The organism is Sphingomonas sp. (assembly GCF_003248515.1).
Taxonomy (GTDB): Bacteria; Pseudomonadota; Alphaproteobacteria; order Sphingomonadales; family Sphingomonadaceae; genus Sphingomonas_I.
In genome coordinates this window covers 321,805-339,664 of the sequence record NZ_QFOB01000006.1, presented here as the reverse complement: position 1 = coordinate 339,664, position 17,860 = coordinate 321,805, and the positions used below count along the sequence as shown (strand labels likewise).

16 protein-coding genes are annotated in these 17,860 nt (G+C 65.0%); 4 read left to right on the top strand and 12 right to left on the bottom strand.

Annotation, left to right across the window (positions count from 1 at the left end; all coding sequences use genetic code 11):
* Positions 1 to 6: 6 nt before the first annotated feature.
* From DI605_RS12770 to DI605_RS12760, 3 genes are read right to left on the bottom strand one after another with little or no spacing between them, the layout of a single operon-like run.
* Entirely contained in the window at positions 7 to 855 is an 849-nt protein-coding gene (locus DI605_RS12770; RefSeq protein ID WP_293974289.1) for a sugar phosphate isomerase/epimerase, read from the bottom strand.
* A complete protein-coding gene (locus DI605_RS12765) occupies positions 855 to 1,412 on the bottom strand; it encodes a gluconate 2-dehydrogenase subunit 3 family protein (protein ID WP_293974286.1) in 558 nt (185 codons plus the stop codon). Before DI605_RS12765 ends, DI605_RS12770 begins: the two co-directional genes overlap by 1 nt.
* Positions 1,409 to 2,221 (bottom strand): DUF1080 domain-containing protein, encoded by an 813-nt coding sequence (locus tag DI605_RS12760; protein WP_293974283.1) that lies wholly within the window; start codon positions 2,219 to 2,221, stop codon positions 1,409 to 1,411. Before DI605_RS12760 ends, DI605_RS12765 begins: the two co-directional genes overlap by 4 nt.
* Before the next feature lie 444 nt (positions 2,222 to 2,665).
* Between DI605_RS12760 and DI605_RS12755 the strand changes: the two genes are divergently transcribed.
* Positions 2,666 to 2,968 carry a Dabb family protein gene (locus tag DI605_RS12755; protein WP_293974280.1) on the top strand — a complete coding sequence of 101 codons (303 nt, stop codon included), beginning with the start codon at positions 2,666 to 2,668 and terminating at the stop codon, positions 2,966 to 2,968.
* 210 nt (positions 2,969 to 3,178) lie between these two features.
* Positions 3,179 to 4,783: an alpha-L-arabinofuranosidase C-terminal domain-containing protein gene (locus DI605_RS12750; RefSeq protein WP_293974277.1), complete on the top strand. Its 1,605-nt coding sequence runs from the start codon at positions 3,179 to 3,181 to the stop codon at positions 4,781 to 4,783.
* A 39-nt stretch (positions 4,784 to 4,822) separates the two neighbouring features.
* On the opposite strand, the gene DI605_RS12745 is transcribed toward DI605_RS12750, so the two are convergent.
* The 6 genes from DI605_RS12745 to DI605_RS12720 form a co-directional block, all read right to left on the bottom strand.
* The gene (locus DI605_RS12745) at positions 4,823 to 5,251 is read right to left on the bottom strand and encodes a DsrE family protein (protein ID WP_293974274.1); all 429 of its coding nucleotides are present in this window, start codon (positions 5,249 to 5,251) and stop codon (positions 4,823 to 4,825) included.
* Between the two features lie 242 nt (positions 5,252 to 5,493).
* Complete coding sequence (locus DI605_RS12740; protein ID WP_293974271.1) at positions 5,494 to 6,045, bottom strand: nucleotidyltransferase family protein; 552 nt, start codon at positions 6,043 to 6,045, stop codon at positions 5,494 to 5,496.
* Positions 6,042 to 6,977: an XdhC family protein gene (locus tag DI605_RS12735; RefSeq protein ID WP_293974269.1), complete on the bottom strand. Its 936-nt coding sequence runs from the start codon at positions 6,975 to 6,977 to the stop codon at positions 6,042 to 6,044. The genes DI605_RS12740 and DI605_RS12735 overlap by 4 nt, the downstream gene beginning before the upstream one ends.
* A 53-nt stretch (positions 6,978 to 7,030) precedes the next feature.
* Positions 7,031 to 7,264 carry a hypothetical protein gene (locus tag DI605_RS12730; protein ID WP_293974267.1) on the bottom strand — a complete coding sequence of 78 codons (234 nt, stop codon included), beginning with the start codon at positions 7,262 to 7,264 and terminating at the stop codon, positions 7,031 to 7,033.
* Positions 7,265 to 7,317: 53 nt separating this feature from the next.
* Positions 7,318 to 7,557 (bottom strand): hypothetical protein, encoded by a 240-nt coding sequence (locus DI605_RS12725; protein WP_293974264.1) that lies wholly within the window; start codon positions 7,555 to 7,557, stop codon positions 7,318 to 7,320.
* 98 nt (positions 7,558 to 7,655) lie between these two features.
* Positions 7,656 to 10,880: an autotransporter domain-containing protein gene (locus DI605_RS12720; RefSeq protein ID WP_293974261.1), complete on the bottom strand. Its 3,225-nt coding sequence runs from the start codon at positions 10,878 to 10,880 to the stop codon at positions 7,656 to 7,658.
* 286 nt (positions 10,881 to 11,166) lie between these two features.
* On the opposite strand from DI605_RS12720, the gene DI605_RS12715 reads away from it, so the two are divergent.
* On the top strand, positions 11,167 to 12,030 hold the full coding sequence (locus DI605_RS12715; protein ID WP_293974258.1) for an ATP-binding protein: 864 nt from the start codon (positions 11,167 to 11,169) through the stop codon (positions 12,028 to 12,030).
* Here the strand turns inward: DI605_RS12715 and DI605_RS12710 are convergent.
* The 3 genes from DI605_RS12710 to DI605_RS12700 form a co-directional block, all read right to left on the bottom strand.
* Positions 12,023 to 12,409 (bottom strand): response regulator, encoded by a 387-nt coding sequence (locus tag DI605_RS12710; RefSeq protein WP_293974255.1) that lies wholly within the window; start codon positions 12,407 to 12,409, stop codon positions 12,023 to 12,025. The two genes, DI605_RS12715 and DI605_RS12710, sit on opposite strands and share 8 nt — an antisense overlap.
* A 95-nt stretch (positions 12,410 to 12,504) precedes the next feature.
* Positions 12,505 to 13,770 (bottom strand): bifunctional diguanylate cyclase/phosphodiesterase, encoded by a 1,266-nt coding sequence (locus DI605_RS12705; protein WP_293974252.1) that lies wholly within the window; start codon positions 13,768 to 13,770, stop codon positions 12,505 to 12,507.
* Between the two features lie 191 nt (positions 13,771 to 13,961).
* A complete protein-coding gene (locus DI605_RS12700) occupies positions 13,962 to 14,780 on the bottom strand; it encodes an RNA methyltransferase (protein WP_293974249.1) in 819 nt (272 codons plus the stop codon).
* Positions 14,781 to 15,034: 254 nt separating this feature from the next.
* On the opposite strand from DI605_RS12700, the gene DI605_RS12695 reads away from it, so the two are divergent.
* Complete coding sequence (locus DI605_RS12695) at positions 15,035 to 17,821, top strand: EAL domain-containing protein (protein WP_293974246.1); 2,787 nt, start codon at positions 15,035 to 15,037, stop codon at positions 17,819 to 17,821.
* Positions 17,822 to 17,860 lie beyond the last annotated feature (39 nt).

The following is a 17,860-nucleotide window of genomic DNA, read 5'->3' as shown; positions in this document are numbered from 1 at the left end:
TGCCGATCAGATGTTGGCGCGCAGCTTGCGCAGGTTGACGAAGCTGGTGGTGATATCGGGGATGTAGGGGGCGGGGGCCTGATCGTTCTCGACGTAGATGTGCTGAACGCCCGAGACGGCATCCAGCTTAAAGATCGAGGCGAAATCGATCGTGCCGGTGCCCACCGCCGCCATCGATCCATCCGGTTTCATGTCCTTGGCATGATAGGAATAGATCTGGCCGCCCAGCCGCCGGATGATCGCCTTGGGATCCTGGCCTCCCTTGACGGCCCAGTACAGATCCAGCTCGAAACGGACGAGCGCGGGATCGCGATCCTTCAGCAGCCGATCGAAAAGGCTGATGCCGTCCGGCTTGTTCGTGAACTCGAAATCATGATTGTGATAGGCGAACGAAAGACCTTCCTTCTTCAGCTTTTCCGCAAAGCGATTGAAGTTGGCGACCGCCTCGGCCCAGGCGGGCGCATTGCGGTGTTTCTCGCCCATAAAGCCGAGCACCACGGCATCGGCGCCCAGCGTTTTGGCCATCGTCACCGTGGCATCGAAACGATCCAGCAGATTTTCGTAGCCCACCTGCACCGATGGCGCCTTGAGGCCGAGCCGGTCCATGGCCTTGCGCAGCATGGCATGATCCATTTCGGTATAGCCGCCGGCGGCATATTCCAGCTCGCGATAGCCGACCTTGGCCACCTTCTCGAGCGTGCCGACCGGATCGGCGTGGAAGATTTCGCGCACCGTGTAGAGTTGCAGGCCGATCCCGACCGGGGTCGCCGCGCGTGCGCTGGAAAAGAGGCTGCCGGTGGCGGCCAGGGTCGCCGCGGCGGCCCCGCCGGATAGGAAGGAACGACGGCTCGTCATCATGAGGAGAAGACCTTGTTGACGTTGGAATAGAGATAGGCGCCGTCATATTTTCCGGGCACCGGCAGATATTCGCGCTCCTGCATGATGCCGACTTCCGACGTGAAATAGCCGGCGATCACGAGTTGGCGGAACGCATCGAAGAAGGCGGCCGAGCCCGGCAACTGCCCGTTCATGGCCAGCGTCAGGAGCGCATCCTGCTGTTCGGGCGAAGCCTTGACGGCGGGCGCCTTATAGTCTGCCATGCTGCGGGCATCGATCGCGGCAAGGCCGCCCAATATGGCCGCGCGATCATCGTCGACCGCCCAGTCGCCCAGCATATGTTCGATATATTCGGGTACGCCTGCCGTGATCGCGCCGGGCGTGTCCGTGGTGGGCATCACCCTTTCACTGAGCGCTGCGACCAGATCGCGCTGCGGATCCGTGAAGACGGTGGCGGGCTTGCCCGTATTGATGGCGGGGATGGGGGCAAAGCCAGCCGCACGCGCCAGCGGCGCGAACAGATGGGCGCCGAACATGCCGACTATGCCGGCCAGTGCAGTCCTGCGGTCGATCACCGCGTCTCTCCATTCAGATCCTGGGCGATGGCGTCGGCAGGCAGAGGCCGGACCCAGATGTTGCGAAACGATACGGGCGAATCATGATCCTGCAGTTCGAGCGGAGCCGCATCGCCATGCGCCGTATAGGCTGAGACATGCCGCCAGTTCGTCGTGCCGAGCATGGCCTGGTGGTTTTGCACGAGGACGCCGTTGAGCATCACGGTGACGTAAGCTGGCCTCGCGAGCGATCCGTCGGCTTTGAAGCGGGGGCGTTCGAAGACGATATCGTAGCTTTGCCATTCGCCCGGCTGGCGGGCGGCATTTACCAGCGGCGGCTTCCAGCCATAGACGGCGCCGACGGTGCCGTCCGCATAGGTCGGATTCCGAAAGCCATCGAGGACCTGCACCTCATACCGGCCCATGAAATAGATGCCGCTATTGCCCCGGTTCTGCGAGGTGCGCGTGGGCGGTGAGGGGGAGCGGAATTCCAGATGAAGCTGGATGTCGCCAAAACTCTGTCGCGTGACGAGATTGCTGGATTTGCCGTCCGTTCGGGGGGGCACCGTGATCGCGCCTCCCGCGACCGGCCACGCCTGCCCCTTCGGCGCCCACGCATCGAGCGAGCCGCCGTCGAACAATATGGTCGCGTCGGACGGGGGCGATCCTGCCTGCCGGCCGGGGGTCACGACCACGGGCGCCGGGCGCGCGGGATCGTGGACATGCCATTTTCCACCGGGCAGGATCGGCGTGTCCGTGAAGCCCATGTCCTGTGGATCGGCCGCCTGCGCTCCCGCCGCGAAGCAGGCGGCGAAACATGTCGAAACCACAACCCCCAAACGCCCGCCCGCAGCGCGCCGGCCTGTGGCACGCCTCGCCCCGACACCATGCGTCCCGCGCCGGCACAGGAACGTCGAGGGATCATCCGGGAGCAAAGGGGGGCGAAAGACGCTGCGCGCCCGGCGAAGGGCGATCGCGAGATCCGCATGCGCACCCCGGGCGCGTCCGTCGATCGTAGCATTCATGCTCACGGTGCGCCTCATTGCCCTCTCGTTTCGATATTATTGTCTGAGTTTTTAGCATTGCCCGCCTTAAGTCAAGGTCGAGCGCAGGCTTGAGCAACGGGCGGCGTCACGCCATCTTGGCCCAGGCCGTCAGGGTTATCTACGGGGCGCTCCATTGCCGGCGGGCGGGAGGAATCGACCGGAAAAGCCGCACGGGACGGCGTGGCAGCGATCGGCGCGATTGTCGGTGCGCGATACGGGAGAAGGCACATGTTTCATCATGTTCTGTTCTGGCTCAGGCGCCCTCGCGACGCGGGCGATCGCGCGACGCTGATCGCCGGCCTGGAAACGCTGCGCGGCGTTCCGTTCGTTCGCGAACTGCATATCGGCGTGCCGGCCTCGACCGAGGAGCGTTCGGTTGTCGATTCGAGTTTCGACGTGTCCGAACTGATGCGCTTCGACAGTATCGCGGATCAAGAGGCCTATCAGCGCCATCCGATCCATGCACAGTTCGTGGAAACGTGCGGGCATCTGTGGGAGCGGATCGTCGTGTACGACAGCATCGAGGCCTGATCCGGCCGATCGCCCGCAGTTTGCGGCGACAGATCCACGTCTGCCGGATCGCCCCGGCGTTTCGATCCCCGGCCGTCGCGAAAGGGCTGCCGCATTCCCTGAAGCGCTCTCATCGCGCTTGCGATCGCGGTGCCCGCAATATACTCAGACAATAAATCAGAGGTGTAGGCGGCGCGAATGACAGGGCCGCTATGCCCAGGGGAGAACGCCATGATCCGCCGTGCCACGTTAAAGGCCGCTTTGCTCGGGGCGATGGCCTGCCTGGGCGTTGGCCCCGCGGGAGCCCAGCCCGCTGCAACCACGCTTCTCGTCCATCTGGATCAGCCGGGCGCCCGCATAGCGCCGGAGATCTACGGGCAGTTCGTCGAGCATCTCGGTCGGGGCGTGTATGAGGGCATCTGGGTGGGCGAGAAATCGCCTATCCCCAATGTGCGCGGAATCCGGCGCGATGTGGTGGAGGCGCTGAAGCCCCTTCACATTCCGGTAATCCGCTGGCCGGGCGGCTGCTTTGCCGACAGTTATCACTGGCGCAACGCGATCGGCCCCCAATCCCGGCGCGTGCCCGAGATCAACGCCTCATGGGGCGGCAAGCCGGATACGAATGCGTTCGGCACGCACGAGTTCATGGATTTCCTGGGGCAGATCGGGGCGGAGCCTTTCGTCTCGGTCAATGTGGGATCGGGCAGCGTCCAGGAAGCCGATGACTGGATGCGCTACATGACCGCCCCGACGGACAGCGCGCCGGGGCGGGCGCGGGCGAATAATGGCCATGCCGAACCGTGGCCCGTGCAATATATCGGCGTCGGCAACGAGACGTGGGGATGCGGCGGCAACATGACCGCCGACACCTATGCGCAAACCTATCGGCATTATGCCGCCTTTCTGCGCAGCTATTCGGGGCCGCGCGCGCGCCTGATCGCGGTCGGCGCCGATTCCGATGATTATGCCTGGACGGAAACGATGATGGCCCGTGCCGTCACGTGGCGCCCTGATCCCACGCCGCTGGCCTATATCGACGACAAGCCGCTGATGTGGGGCCTGTCCCTCCACTTCTACACGTTCGCGGGCAATGACTGGCGCAACAAGGGGCGCAATGTCGGCTTCGATCGGACGGGCTGGGCCAAGGCGCTGCAGCGGACGATGTTGACCGACGAGCTGATTACCCGCCACGCGGCGATCATGGATCGCTACGATCCGGACAAGAAGATCGCGCTCGCCGTCGATGAATGGGGCGCCTGGTTCCAGAGCGAGAAGGATGCGCCGTCGAACCTCTATCTGGAAAGCACGCTGCGCGATGCCGTGATTGCCGGGCTGAGCCTCAACATCTTCAATCGCCACGCGGATCGCGTCCGCATGGCCAATCTCGCCCAGATGGTGAATGTGATCCAGTCGCTGGTGCTTACCCGTGGCAAGGAGATGGTCGTCACGCCGACCTGGCATGTCTTCGATCTCTACAAGGTGCATCAGGGGGCCACGCAGATTCCCGTCGATGTGGCGACGGCCGACTATGTCGAGGGGGACATCCGGATGCCGCAGGTCAGCGTATCGGCCTCGCGTGATGAGACGGGTGCCGTGCACCTGTCGATCGTCAATCTGGATCCGGAACACGCGGCGCCGATCTCGGCCACGCTTGTCGGCGCGGCCGGCAAGTCCGTCTCCGCGCAGGCGCTGACGGCAGCCGCGATCGACACGAAGGTGGAATTCGGCGCGGCGGACCCGTTCGTTCCCAAGCCGATCGACGGCGCCCGCCTCGATGGCTCGACGCTTTCGATCCTTGTTCCCGCCCGGTCCGTTTCGATGGTGACGATCCGCTAGGGTGGTCACGGATCAGTCAAATCTAGTAAATTTCGATACTTAACGCTCGACTTTCACGTACCCCTTAAGTCCGAGATCGATGAAGGTCAGCGTCGCGGACATGTTCATGGTCGCTTCCGGCACCATATCGTCCCTGGTGTAATTCTGCTCTGCGGCCGAAACGCCGCAGATCACGAACTTCACGCCGGCGGCGGCCAGTTCGCGCAGCAGCCCCAGATTGGGATTGGCCTTCGCGCCCGTGCGATTGCGATATGTCTCGTTCTTCGTGACGACGGCGATCGTCGGGCCGTGAAACACCGCCGTCGCCTCGATATGATCGGCGGCTACGCCCTGCTGGCGCAGCGTATTGATGATCCGGGCGATGCCGATCAGGGCGGGATTCACCGCGTTCGCCGGGCCGGTCGATTTCACGTCGAACGCCAGTTTGTAGCGTTGCGCGGGATCCGGCCGGTCGGTGGCCCCGGCCATGTCGGGGATCACGCCGGCGGACGGGATCGGCAGCTGCGCGCTCGCCGGCGAGAGGCTGGAGCCGGCGGCGAATAGGCACGCGATCAGGGCAGCTCCGGTTCTTCTCGGTCGTGGCGTGCGATACATGTGCGGCGATCCTCTCTGCGAAGAGCCGATCTTTCCGTCGTGTCGCCCGCTTGGCAATGAGCGATTGCGGGGATCGGAAATGATCCGCCGTCAGCGCAAGGCGGCGGGGCCTGCGTTCATGCCCTTTCCGCCGCGCCCAGATCCTCCCGCGTGTCGATGTCGCGCAGCATTGCGGCGGGGACGGGGATCGGCGTGGCGTGGGCAAGAAGCGCCCGGCCGCCAGAATCTCCCGTCGCCGCACACAGATCGTCAAACCAGTCCGATCCGAACAGAGCGGGGGGCGAACGCCGCTTTCCGTCGTCGGAGGCGAGCAGGCTGTGCCGGCCGGCGCAGGACGCGATCATCTTTGTCAGGTGGCCGATCGTGACGAACGGCATGTCCCCCAGCGCGACCAGCGCGGCATCCGCCCCAAGGTCTCGCGCAGCGGCGATACCGGCGGCGAGCGACCGGCTCATATCCTGGCCTGAGGCGACCCTGATTGTCGTGAAACCCTCCATCTCAGGAGCATCTTCGGAACGGACGAGCAGCCGCCATTCGAGTGGCGCTCCACGCATCGGATCAATGGCGTGCTGGAGGAGGGGGCGGCCCAGCAGCGGTGCCACCAACTTGTTTTCCGCGCCGAAGCGTGTCGATCGGCCCGCGGCCAGCAGGATGCCCGCGATCTTCACCCTTTGCGCTGGCCGAGCGCCCTGACCAGCCCTGCCGCGACGGAAAGGGCGATCTCCGCCGTGCCCAGCGCGCCGATGTCGATCCCCGCCGGCCCCTCGATCCGGTCGATCGTGGCGGTGTCCAGGCCAGCGGCGGCCAATCGCTCGCGTCGTGCCGCGTGGCTGCGTCGCGATCCCAGCGCCGCGACATAGCCGGTCGGCGCGGCCAGCGCGGCGATCAAGGCGGGATCGTCTATCTTGGGATCATGGCTCAACGTGACGATCGCGCTGGCCTTGTCCGGTTTCCAGGCGGCGATGGCCTCGTCCGGCCAGCGATCGTCCAGTTCGGTGCCCGGAAAGCGGGCTTCGGTGAGGAATCGCGCGCGCGGATCGATCACGATCGGGCGGATATCGATGCTGCGCGCGATCGAGACCAGGGTCTGCGCGATCTGCACCGCGCCGACGATGAACAGGCGGCGCGGGGGGGCATAGTGATTGAGGAAGTGGCCCTCCTCCGCGACATCGGCGAGGCGGCTTTGGCCGCTTTCGAGATGGGTCGCCACCGCGATCGTCTCGCCGGCGGCGCGCGCCTCCCGCACCGCATCGAACAGATGCGGTGCGAAACCGTGATCGGCCACGGGCTGGACGAATATCTCGATCGATCCTCCGCAGGGAAGGCCGGCTTCCCACGCCATGCCGTCTGAAACGCCGAAGGTCCGCCGCTGGGCCGGCGCGCCGCCGATCACGTCCGCCGCCAGCGCCAGCACCTCGCCTTCGATGCAGCCGCCCGAAATCGATCCCTCCAGCCGCCCATCCGCATGGACGAGCATGTGGCTGCCCCTGGGGCGGGGCGCGGAGCCCCAGGTGGAGATTACGGTGGCCAGCGCCATCGGCGCGCCGCGCCATAAGCGGGAGGCATCCAGAATGGGTTCGATGTCGCTCACCTGTCCCATCTAGGGCGCATGGGCTGTTCCCGCCAGCATCCGACCGGGCGGGGATGAAGCGATCAGCGTTCGCAGTCGGGCATCATCATCGCCATCCATTCGGCCGCCTGCTTCCGGTTCGCCTCCAGAAGGAGCAGGCAGGTTTCTGAATAGATGCGGATCATCGTCTCATTCTGATCGGCAATGGCCTGCGAAAGCAGGGTGCGCGCGTCGTTCATGCCCTGAAGGTCGGCAACGCCGAAGCCCCTGGCGATCCAGGCATCCTGGGCGATGCGAATCTGGCGCAGAAGATCCATGGCGTAACGATAGCATCGTTTCGTCTAACGATCCGTAAACGAAATGATACGAATCAATAAAGATCGCGGATGGTGGCGGCGCAGCGTCGGGCGACGTCCGCTTCCTTTTCGCCACGCCGCACCATGCCTTCGGCCACACGTTCGCATGTGACCGATGCCAGCGTCAGCACGTCGTGACGGACGCGGGATACCGCCGCCGCCCACGCCTGCGGATCGGATCGGCCATGTTCCTTGGCCGTGTGGAATTCGATGATGGCGGCGTTCACCAGATTGTCGTCGATGTCGATCGGCACGGCAAAAATCCCCAAATGGGCCGCGACAGACATCCACTCCCATTTTGATGACAGACTATCATCGCCGCGGCGCCGGGCAACCTCCGTGCCGCCGATCGTCAGAAGGCGCTGCGCAGGCCTACCTGACCGGAAAGCGAACGATAGCCTTCGCGCTGCTCGGCATTCAGCCCCGCCACGAAGCGGAAGGTGGAGGAGCCGATCGATGCATTGACCCCGCCCAGATAGCCGCTCGTGCGATCCTCGGGCAGCACGGTGAAGTCGTTGCCGCCTGTGAAGCGCGCCGTGGTCGCCCCGATCGATCCGGCCAGTATTTCGCGCCGGCCGCCCTCGATCTCGACATGGCCGGTGATCGAATCCTCATCCTTGGCCTTGCCCAGATGCAGGCCCAGCGCGATCGTTCCCGTCGCCGCCAGTTCGTCGCTGGTGCGGCCGTCGATCGAAAGATCGAAGCCGGTTCCGCCGTCCGTATCGTCATGCGCCTGCTCGTGCAGCCGGGCATAGGTGATGCTGGCGGTCGGCTTCAGATAGAAGGCGCCGAGGCGGGCTTCCCAGCTCGCCTTGCCGCCCGCCGATGCCATCGTGCCACTCCAGCTGCCATTGCTGGTGAACAGCAGCGGGCTGATGGTGGAGGTGCTTTCGATCGATCGGCTGCTGCTGGCGGCCACCGTGCCGAAAGAGGCATTGGCATCGAGATGGAGCGTGCCCCAGTCCGCCATCCAGTAGGCGCCGCCCTGGAAAAGGCTGGCGGTGACCTCGCTGTTGCCGCCGCGATTGTTGACGTCGCCATAAACGAAACCCAGCGACAGGCCGATCCGGCCCGCCCCCCCGGTATCGATGTCGCCGCCAGCCGAAAGACTGAAGCCCGTGCTCTTGTAGCCGGCGGTTTCCCCGGCGCTCTGGCGATTGTTGGTCTGGGCTTCCTGTGCCCACAGGCTGAACGATCCGATATCCTTCCACGGGACCGAACTGGCACCGGGCGCCACGAGCCGCGCGCCCCGGCTCAGCACGTCGAACAGGCCACCCGCATGATCGGGCAGCATCTGACGATAGCGCCGTAGCGTGGTCTCGCGATCGGTGGAGCCGAGGAACAGGCTGGTGAGTTCGCTGTTGCCGGCGATCGCGGCATAGATTGCGTCATAGGCACCGGCTTCCGATGTGCGGAAGCCCATCTGCGCGGCCGTCTTCCGGTTCAGATTGACGGTCACCGTGCCGGCCGCGTCATCGGCCGTCAGCGATCCGGTCAGGAGATAGGGGAGCGAATCCACGGAGAGGCCGAAGTTCGCGCTGCCGGAGAGCGATCCGCTTTGCAGCACGGTGAAGCTGCCGGTGCCGAGCCCGAAGGTGGAAAGCGAAACCTTGATGGATGAGCTGCCCGCGATCGTGGTGGCGCCGTTGACGAGCAGCAGGCTGTGCGTGCCGGAGGCGGGATCGATCGTCACGCCGAGTGTGCCGCCGTTGATCGAGAGGCTCCCGATCGATGAGGTGGCGACGGAATTGAGCGCGAGTGTCCCGCCCGTGACGCTCACCGCCGCATGGCCCGTTGCATCGAGGATGCGCCCGCTGAACACGCTGCTGCCGGTTATGGCCAGCGTATCGGCGCCCGTCCCGAAATCGACCGTGCCGGTGAAATGCGCCGTATCCGCCAGCGTCAGATTGTCATCACCCGATCCGAAGACGACGCTGCCCGTCCAGGCGGCGGTGCCGCTCAGGGCAACCTGATTGTTGCCCTCGCCCAGGGAGGCGGCCGAACTCAGCGTGCCGGCGCTCGCGGTGATGCTGTCATTGCCGCTGCCGGTGATGATCGCGCCGGTCAGCGCGGGCGCCGTCGAGGTGGAACTGGCGAGCGACTGGACGTAGCTGAAGCCGCTGGTGTTGGTCGAAACGTCGATGGCGCGGGCCGTGCCGGCCGCGTCCGATGCCGCGATCGTTCCCGTGTTGGTGACGGACGTGAGCCCTCCGGTGGAATCCAGGATGGCCGTGGCGAGCCCCGTACCGGTCGTGACGATGGATGAGATCGAGCCGGCATTCTCGATCGTCGGCAGCGACGCCCCGGATTCGATCACGATCGCGCGGGCGCTGCCGCCGGCCGTGGTGCTGCTGTTGGCGGCGATGGTGCCCGTGACGGAAAGAACCGGCACCGCCGCGCCGGAGCCGAGCAGCAGACCGGTCGCTAGGCCGCCGTTCGACGTCGCGGAAATGGATCCCGCGACGCTGATGCCGCCCGTGATCGACACCGCGCCGCCAAGGCCGCCGATCTGCGCGGCCGTCGCGCTGTAGCCGGCATAGACGCCGGTCGAGGTGATGGTGCCATCGATCGCGAGGCCGGCGGTCCGCCCCGAAACCAGGCCCAGCGTCACATCGCGGCTGGCCGATCCGACCAGCAAAGCGGGAGCGGAGCCAGCGCTGAACAGCAGGCCCGATCCCTCGCTGGTATCGACGATGCCGTCGCCATCCTCGTCCAGAGTCGTATCGGTGGACGATGTCGTCGTCGCGATCAGTACACCGCCCGCCACATTGCCGCCGATCACGAAAGCGGCTCCGCCCTGCAACAGATTGTCCGCGCCGAGGTTCGATGTGTCCGAGGGCAGGGTGGTCGAACTGTAGCCGGTCGAGCTGACCGTATTGTGGACGATCACGGCTCCGGCCACATCGCCGGTGAGCGCCACGCCCACCGAATTCTCGCCGGTAACGGTTACCGAACCTGCGATCGCGACATTGCCGCCGACATCGGCGAGGCGGACGCCATAACCCCGATCGCCGGTGACGCTGATCGCCCCGCTGGTGGTGACGCCGCCCGTGATCGCGATATCGCTGAAGATGCCGGCGGAATCGTTGCCCTTGATCGTGATCGTGCCGCTGGTGTTGATGTTGCCCATCAGGGCGCTGTTGCCGCTCAGGCGGATGCCGAAGCGCGATGATCCTGAGGCGAAAGCCCCGTCGACCACGCCGTCGCTGTTGGTATCGCTCGCCGCATAGGTCTCGTCGATCGTGATCGTGCCCGTATTGGTGATGTCAGTCGTGAAGCCGCCGCCGCCGCCGATGGCGATCACGCCATCGATGTCCGATGCGGTGATCGATCCGGCATTGCTCACCGTATTGTCGCTGTCGATCGTGATCGCGGTGCCGGAAGCGGGGGTGATGCTGCCGCTCGAGGAGACGACGATATTGTCGGCCGTGCCGCTGTTCACCGTGGAGGTTTGCTGGTTGGCGGTGGTCGCGCTCGAGATGGTGGTGTCCGCACGGGCGGGTGCGGTCCCGATGGCGAATGCCATGGGCGCAAGCGCGATGCGAAGCAGGCAGGTCGGCGCGGGCGGTCGGCGCATGGAGTTCCCCAAATTGATGCGGGAGGCTCGTGGCGCGGGCGCTTTGCGGGGATGTTTCGCTGGCTTTGCGGAGGGCGCCCGGGGCGGCCTTTGTGGCATCCATATTGCGGTGCCGTAATAATCGACGGATCGCGCCCGGCCTTAGTGTCCTGTTAGCGCTGATCTTTTAAGTGCGGCGAGTCAGGAGTGCGTATCCTTGCCGTCACGTCGCGTTTCGTCCGTCGAAAGGCTCGCTTCGAGCACCCCAGAATCCGGTTCCGCAGTAAGCGGCGATCCCGCGGAAGGCATGTCGGGATCGGGCGCGCTCGCCCTTGGCGCGGGGCTGGCGCTGGCCGCTTATGCATTCTGGCTGCGGCGTGGCCGCCAGGAAGCGCATCGCGCCAACGCGATCCTGCAGGCCAGCAACGAACGTCTGGCCGGTGCATTGGCGATGCGCGAGCAATTCCTCGCGACGACGAGCCATGAGATACGGACGCCGCTGAACGGGATTCTCGGCATGACGCAGGTGATGCTCGCCGATGCGGGGGTCGCACACGGCCTGAGGGAGCGGATCGAGATCGTTCAGAGCGCCGGCGAGCGGATGCGCGCGCTGATCGATGACATTCTGGACATCGCGAAGATCGAGAGCGGTCATCTGACGCTGACGGTGGCGCCCTATGATCCCACGGGCCTGCTGCGGGAAGCCGCGCGCTTCTGGCAGATGGCGGCTGAGCGAAAGGGGCTTGCGCATCGGATCACGATCGGGCCGCTCCCGGCGCTGCTGTTGGGGGATGAGGCGCGCGTGCGGCAGATCCTGTTCAATCTCCTATCGAATGCGGTGAAGTTCACATCGGCCGGATCGGTCTCGCTCGAGGCGGCCGAGATGGACGGCCGCCTCGTGATCCTCGTGGCCGACAGCGGCATCGGGATCCCGGCCGATCAGCAGGCGGCGATCTTCGATCGCTATCGTCAGGCGGATGGCGGGGCGGTGCCGGGCGTCGCGGGGACGGGCCTTGGGCTCGCCATCTGCCGGGAGCTTGCCGATGCGATGGACGGGACAATTTCGGTGGAAAGCGTGCCCGGCCGGGGCGCGGTCTTCCGGATCGATCTTCCGATCGTGGAGGCGGCGGCGGGCGTGATGCAGCCGGGGGACGCAGCGCTGGTCAGCTGAAGGTCGCGTGATCCGATGCGGCGATGGCATGGCCGAGCCGGTCCACCAGCGTTCCGAGGCCGACCGGCTTGGTCATCACGTCGTTTGCGCCACCCTGCAGGCAATTGTCGCGCGCTCGCTCGGATGTGTCCGCCGTCAGCACCAGAATCGGAACGCTGGCGCCGGCATCGGCACGCCGTCGGATCGCGCTGATCAGCGCGAGGCCATCGGCCACCGGCATCATCAGATCGGTGACGATCGCATCGAAATGGATTTCGTCGACCATCTTCAGGCCGGTCGCGACATCCGGCGCCTCATCGAGATCCATGCCCAGGCTCGCGAACATGTCGCGCACCACCCGGCGGTTCATGCTGTCGTCCTCGACGTAAAGGATACGCACCGGTTCACCCTCGTCGGCTGAAGATTTCACGCAAGGCCCGCGATGCGGGATTAGTGTTGCGGGGACGTTCAGGGGAAGGGTTAAGGTGCGATTGACTATCCCGCCCGCACCAGCCTAGCGCGCAGATCTCGTATCGGGTTGGTCAACCGTTCCTCGGCGCGCAACCCCTCCGTTTCCAGATAGGTGACGAGCCGATCGAACGGCAACGGGCGCGAAAGATGGAAGCCCTGAAGCAGATCGCAGCCCATCACCTGGAGCAGGGCGAGCGCCTCGGGAGAATCGACGCCTTCCGCCGTCACCTTCATTTCCAGCGCGTGGGCCAGTTCGATCGTCGATCGCACGAGCAGCGGATCGCGCTGGCCGCTGGCGAGGCGCGAGATGAAGATCTTGTCGATCTTGAGTTCGCTGACGGGCAATTGCTGGAGATAGGCGAGCGACGAGAAGCCCGAGCCATAATCGTCGATGGCCAGCTTGATGCCGGCATCGGCGATGGTGCGGAGATTTTCGAGCGCGCGGACCGGATCCGCAATCATCGCCGTTTCGGTGATCTCGAAGCCGATTTCACCCTGCACGGCCGTGAACAGCATCAGCGTGTCCCAGGCGAAATCGGGATCCGCGATCATCACGCCGGATATGTTGACGTCGATCGGAAGCTTGTGGCCCAGCTTCAGCAGGCGGGATTGATCGGCGATCGCCCGGCGTATGACCCACTCGGTAAGCTTGTTGATGTCGCCCGTCTCCTCGGCGAGGCCGATGAAGCGATCGGGCGGGATCATCCCCTCCGTGGGGTGGTTCCAGCGGACGAGAGCCTCGAGCGCCGCCGTCTTGCCCGATCGGGCGAAGATTTTCGGCTGGTAGTGAAGCTCGAGCTGATCGTCCTGGATGGCGTGCTGGAGCCCGCGCATCAGGACGAGGCGGCTCGCAAAGGCCGATTCGTCCTCTGGCCTTGCAATTGCGATATTCTTGCGCTGCTCGTTGGCACGCGCGAGCGAGCGTTCGGCGCGGCCGAACAGGCTGGCCATGTCCTCGTCTTCATGCGCCTCGGCGGCGCCCATGCGGACGGACAGACCGAACTCGTAGCCGTCGATATCGATCGGGCCGCCGAGCGTGCGCGCCATCGTCTCCAGTTCACGATGGAGATCGGCGCCTTGCGGGCAGGCCAGCGTCACTTCGACATAATGGCGATCGCCCCGCGCAGACCGGCAGTTCGGCAGTTGCGCCACGCGTTCCGCCAGCACGAGCAGCAATCCGGTAGCCGCCGCATAGCCGACCGTGCGCTTCAGGGCCTCGAAGCGCACGATCTCGAGCAAGGCCAGCACGGTCCTTTCGGACTCGGGCGAGGGGGCAGGCACGGACGACATTGCATCCCCCATGCCACCGGTTTCCTGCACAACCGTTAACGACGGCAGCCATCATGAGGCTTCGCGATGGACTTTCAAATGGATGGCGGATCGTTCTGCCGCCATTTCTACCCTTTTTCCGGCGTTTTCGGGAAAATGGAGAGGGCGGATCGCACGATTCCGTCTTTTTCGGATGGCTGGCTGCGGAGCGCCTAGCCGAGCGGTTCGCGGATCTTCTCGATCCGGCCAAGCACCTCATAGGCCATGACGGCACAGGCGACGGCGGCGTTCAGGCTGTCCGCGCGGCCCCGCATCGGAATCTTCACGCGCACATCGGCGGCGGCGGCATAATCGGCGGGCAGGCCCTGCGCCTCGTTGCCGATCAGCAGGAAAGTGGGCGCGGGATAATCCGGCACGCGATAATCGACGCTGGCTTCCAGATGGGTCGCGACGAGCAGGCCCGGCCCGGCCCGCAGCCAGGCGAGGAAATCGGGCCAGCGCGCCTGCGCGATCGTCTGGGTGAAGAGCGCGCCCATGCTCGCGCGGACGGCCTCCACCGAAAAGGGATCTACCGTATCGTCGATCAGGATCAGTCCACCCGCGCCCACCGCGTCACCGGTGCGGAGCATCGTGCCCAGATTGCCGGGATCGCGCATCGCCTGGGCAACGAGCCAGATCGGGGCTGACGATCGATCGATCCGGTTCAGCCCGGTATCCGGCTGCTGATAGACGCCGATCACGGTCTGCGGGTTTTCCTTCCCGGAAAGCTTGTGGAGGATGTCTCGCGTCGTCTCGATCGCTTCGCCCCCCGCGGCTTCCACCTTGGCGACAAGCCTGCGGACGATCGGATGCCCGGCGCCATCGGCGGCGAAGAACAGCCAGAGCGGCAGCACGCCGGTCTCCTCCGCCTCGGCCAGTATGCGCAGCCCTTCCGCCAGGAATAGTCCTTCGTCCTTGCGATGGCGTTTGTCGCGCAGGTTACGCACGCGCTTGACGAGTGGATTGGAGTAAGCGGTGATCTCGCGGGGCATCGGGCCGCTCTAGCGGGCCAGGGGCGAAGCGTCGATGCGAAGCGGTGCGCCGGGAGCCTGTCGCGGAGCGACCGTTGCGGCTGAATTCCTCGTCGATATCTGCCGATCCCAGATATGAGACGATTTTTCATGATTTTGCAGGTGCATCGGTGCTCCTGTTAACGGAAAGAGAATATTCGGGCCGGTAGGTTCGATCGATAGCGCTGCACGGGGGGCAACGAGGTGCGCGGCGATAACAAGACAGGGAAGTGCGCGTGATCGGCGTCTTGTATTGCATACGATATCAGCATGATTTGCGACTGGTGGTGTTCGCTGGCCTGATCTGCACGCTCGCCTGCCTTGCGGCGGTGACGATTCTGCGCCAGCAGCGCGGGAAGAGTCGCCGGATCGATTTTCGCTGGCGTCTGGTTGCCGGAATTACGACGGGCTTCGGGATCTGGTGCACGCACTTTGTGGCGATGCTGGGTTACAATAGCGGTGTTGCCATCATCGGTTACAATATTCACCTGACGGTGCTCTCCCTTGCCATCGCGGTCGTCATGACCACTGCGGGTTTCGCCTTTGCCTCGCGGCGAGACGCCCGGATGCGACACCTTGTTGGCGGTGGGGCTGCCGTTGGATCGGGAATCGCGGCCATGCACTATCTCGGCATGAACGCGGTTGAATTTCCCGGCTATTTCACCTGGTCGCCAGGGCTGGTCGTCCTGTCCGTGCTGTTCGCGATCGGCTTTTCGACACCCGGATTGGCGCTGGCCCTGCGCCGACGCGGTTTCGCCACTGGGCTCGCGGCGGGCGGTCTGCTGATGGTGGCGATCCTGACGCTGCATTTCACGGGTATGACGGCGCTCAACATCATCCCCGATGCCACCGATCGGCAGGATAACTATGTGCTCTCGCCGGTCAGCCTCGGCCTCGTGATTGGCGCGATCGGTCTGGCCGTGCTGATGATCGGTGCCGGCGCGGCGTTCATCAACGCCGTCGCCCTTACCGCCATCCGCTCGCGAGGCCGCGAATTCCGGATCTTCGTGCAGGGCATCACCGATTGCGCCCTCTACATGCTGGATACAGACGGCCGGATCGTCAGCTGGAATGCTGGCGCGGAGCGTCTCAAGGGCTGCACCTCCGCGGAGGCGATCGGGGCGCATTTCGCGAGCTTTTATTCAGAGGACGAACAGAAAGACGGATCGCCGCAGCGTGCGCTGACTCAGGCGCGCGAAGCCGGCAAATATACAGCTGAAGGCTGGCGATATCGTAAGGATGGCAGGCGCTTCTGGGCCACCGTGACAATCGAGCGCGTGCTGGGTGAGAAGGGTGAGATTCTCGGCTTCGCCAAGATCACCCGCGATATCAGCCGGCAGAAGGAGGATCAGGATCGGCAGGAAGCGCTGGCCCGCAAGCTGGATGCCGCGCTCACCAACATGCACCAGGGACTGGTGATGTTCGATCCCGAGGAACGCGTCGCGCTCGTCAATGCGCGCTTCCGGAGCATGTACAGATTGGATCGGGACCTGCCGTTGGAGGGCATGGCTTTTGCTGAGTTCATGCGCCTCTCGCTGAGCTCACGTAACGGCGTGCCCATCGGTGACGAGCGCATCGCCCTGGGGCAGGAGTGGAAGCGGGCCTGCCTCGCCCAGCCGGATCATGGCGGCTCCGTGACGACCCGCTTCGACGATGGCAGCGTGATCGACGTCGCCTATCGGGGGCTGCCTGACGGTGGCTTTGTCGCCACTTTCGAGGATGTCAGCGAACGGCATCGTTCCGAGGCGCGGATCGCGCATATGGCGTTGCACGACGAACTGACAGGGTTGCCCAACCGCACCCATTTCAACAGCCGCCTCGACAAGGCGATCGAGCGGGCGCGGGCGGCGGGAACCAAGGTGGGCGTCGTCGCGATCGATCTGGACGGCTTCAAGGAGATCAACGACACTTATGGGCACGCGGCAGGCGATCTGGTGCTCCAGACGCTTGGCCAGCGCATGGCCGATCTGGTGGAGGAAGGGGAGCTTGTCGCGCGTTTCGGCGGCGACGAATTCGCGGCCTGCCACGCCTTCGAGCGCGAAGAGGATCTGACAGCCTTTCTCGACAGGCTCACCGAGCGCATGGGGGCGGCGATCGACGCCGATGGCCTGGAACTGAAGCCGGTCGCCAGCCTGGGCGTGGCGATCTTCCCGGATGATGGCGGGGATCGCGAGCAGATTTTCGGAAATGCCGATCTCGCCATGTATCGGGCCAAGGGCACGCATGGTACCCAGATCTGCCGCTACGAATATGGCATGGACGAGACGGCGCGCACGCGCCGGGCGCTGGCCAAGGATCTGCGCGAGGCGATCGACCGCAACGAACTGACGCTCGCCTATCAGGTCCAGCGCTCGGTGATGAGCGGTGCGATTACCGGCTATGAAGCGCTGCTGCGCTGGCAGCACCCCGTCGACGGCTGGATTGCGCCCGATCAGTTCATTCCGATCGCCGAGGAAAGCGGCAGCATCGTCGAGATCGGGGAATGGGTGCTCCGCAGGGCGTGCAGTGACGCGGCCGGCTGGGATCAGCCGCACCGCGTGGCCGTCAACCTCTCACCGGTTCAGTTCACCAACCGGGATCTGACGAAAACGCTGGCCGAGATTCTGCTGGAGACCGGCCTGCCGCCCAGCCGCCTGGAACTGGAGATCACCGAGACGGCCATTATCGCGGACAAGAACGTGGCGCTCCACACGCTGCGCCAAATCAAGGCGCTGGGCGTGACGATCGCGATCGACGATTTTGGTACGGGCTATTCCTCGCTGGAAACGCTGCACGCCTTCCCGTTCGACAAGATCAAGATCGATCGCTCGTTCGTGCTCCAGTCCGATCGGAGCGAGCAGGCGCGGGCGATCATCCGCGCCGTGATTGCGCTGGGATCGAGCCTCGACATGCCGGTGCTGGCCGAAGGCGTGGAGACGGAAGCGCAACTGGCGCGCCTGCGGCAGGAGGGGTGCACCGAGGCGCAGGGCTATCTGCTTGGTCGGCCGAGCCTGGATGCGCCGAAGGAGGATATCGCTGCCTAGCGATAGCCGGCGGATCGCGTGAATGCGCCGAACCCCGCT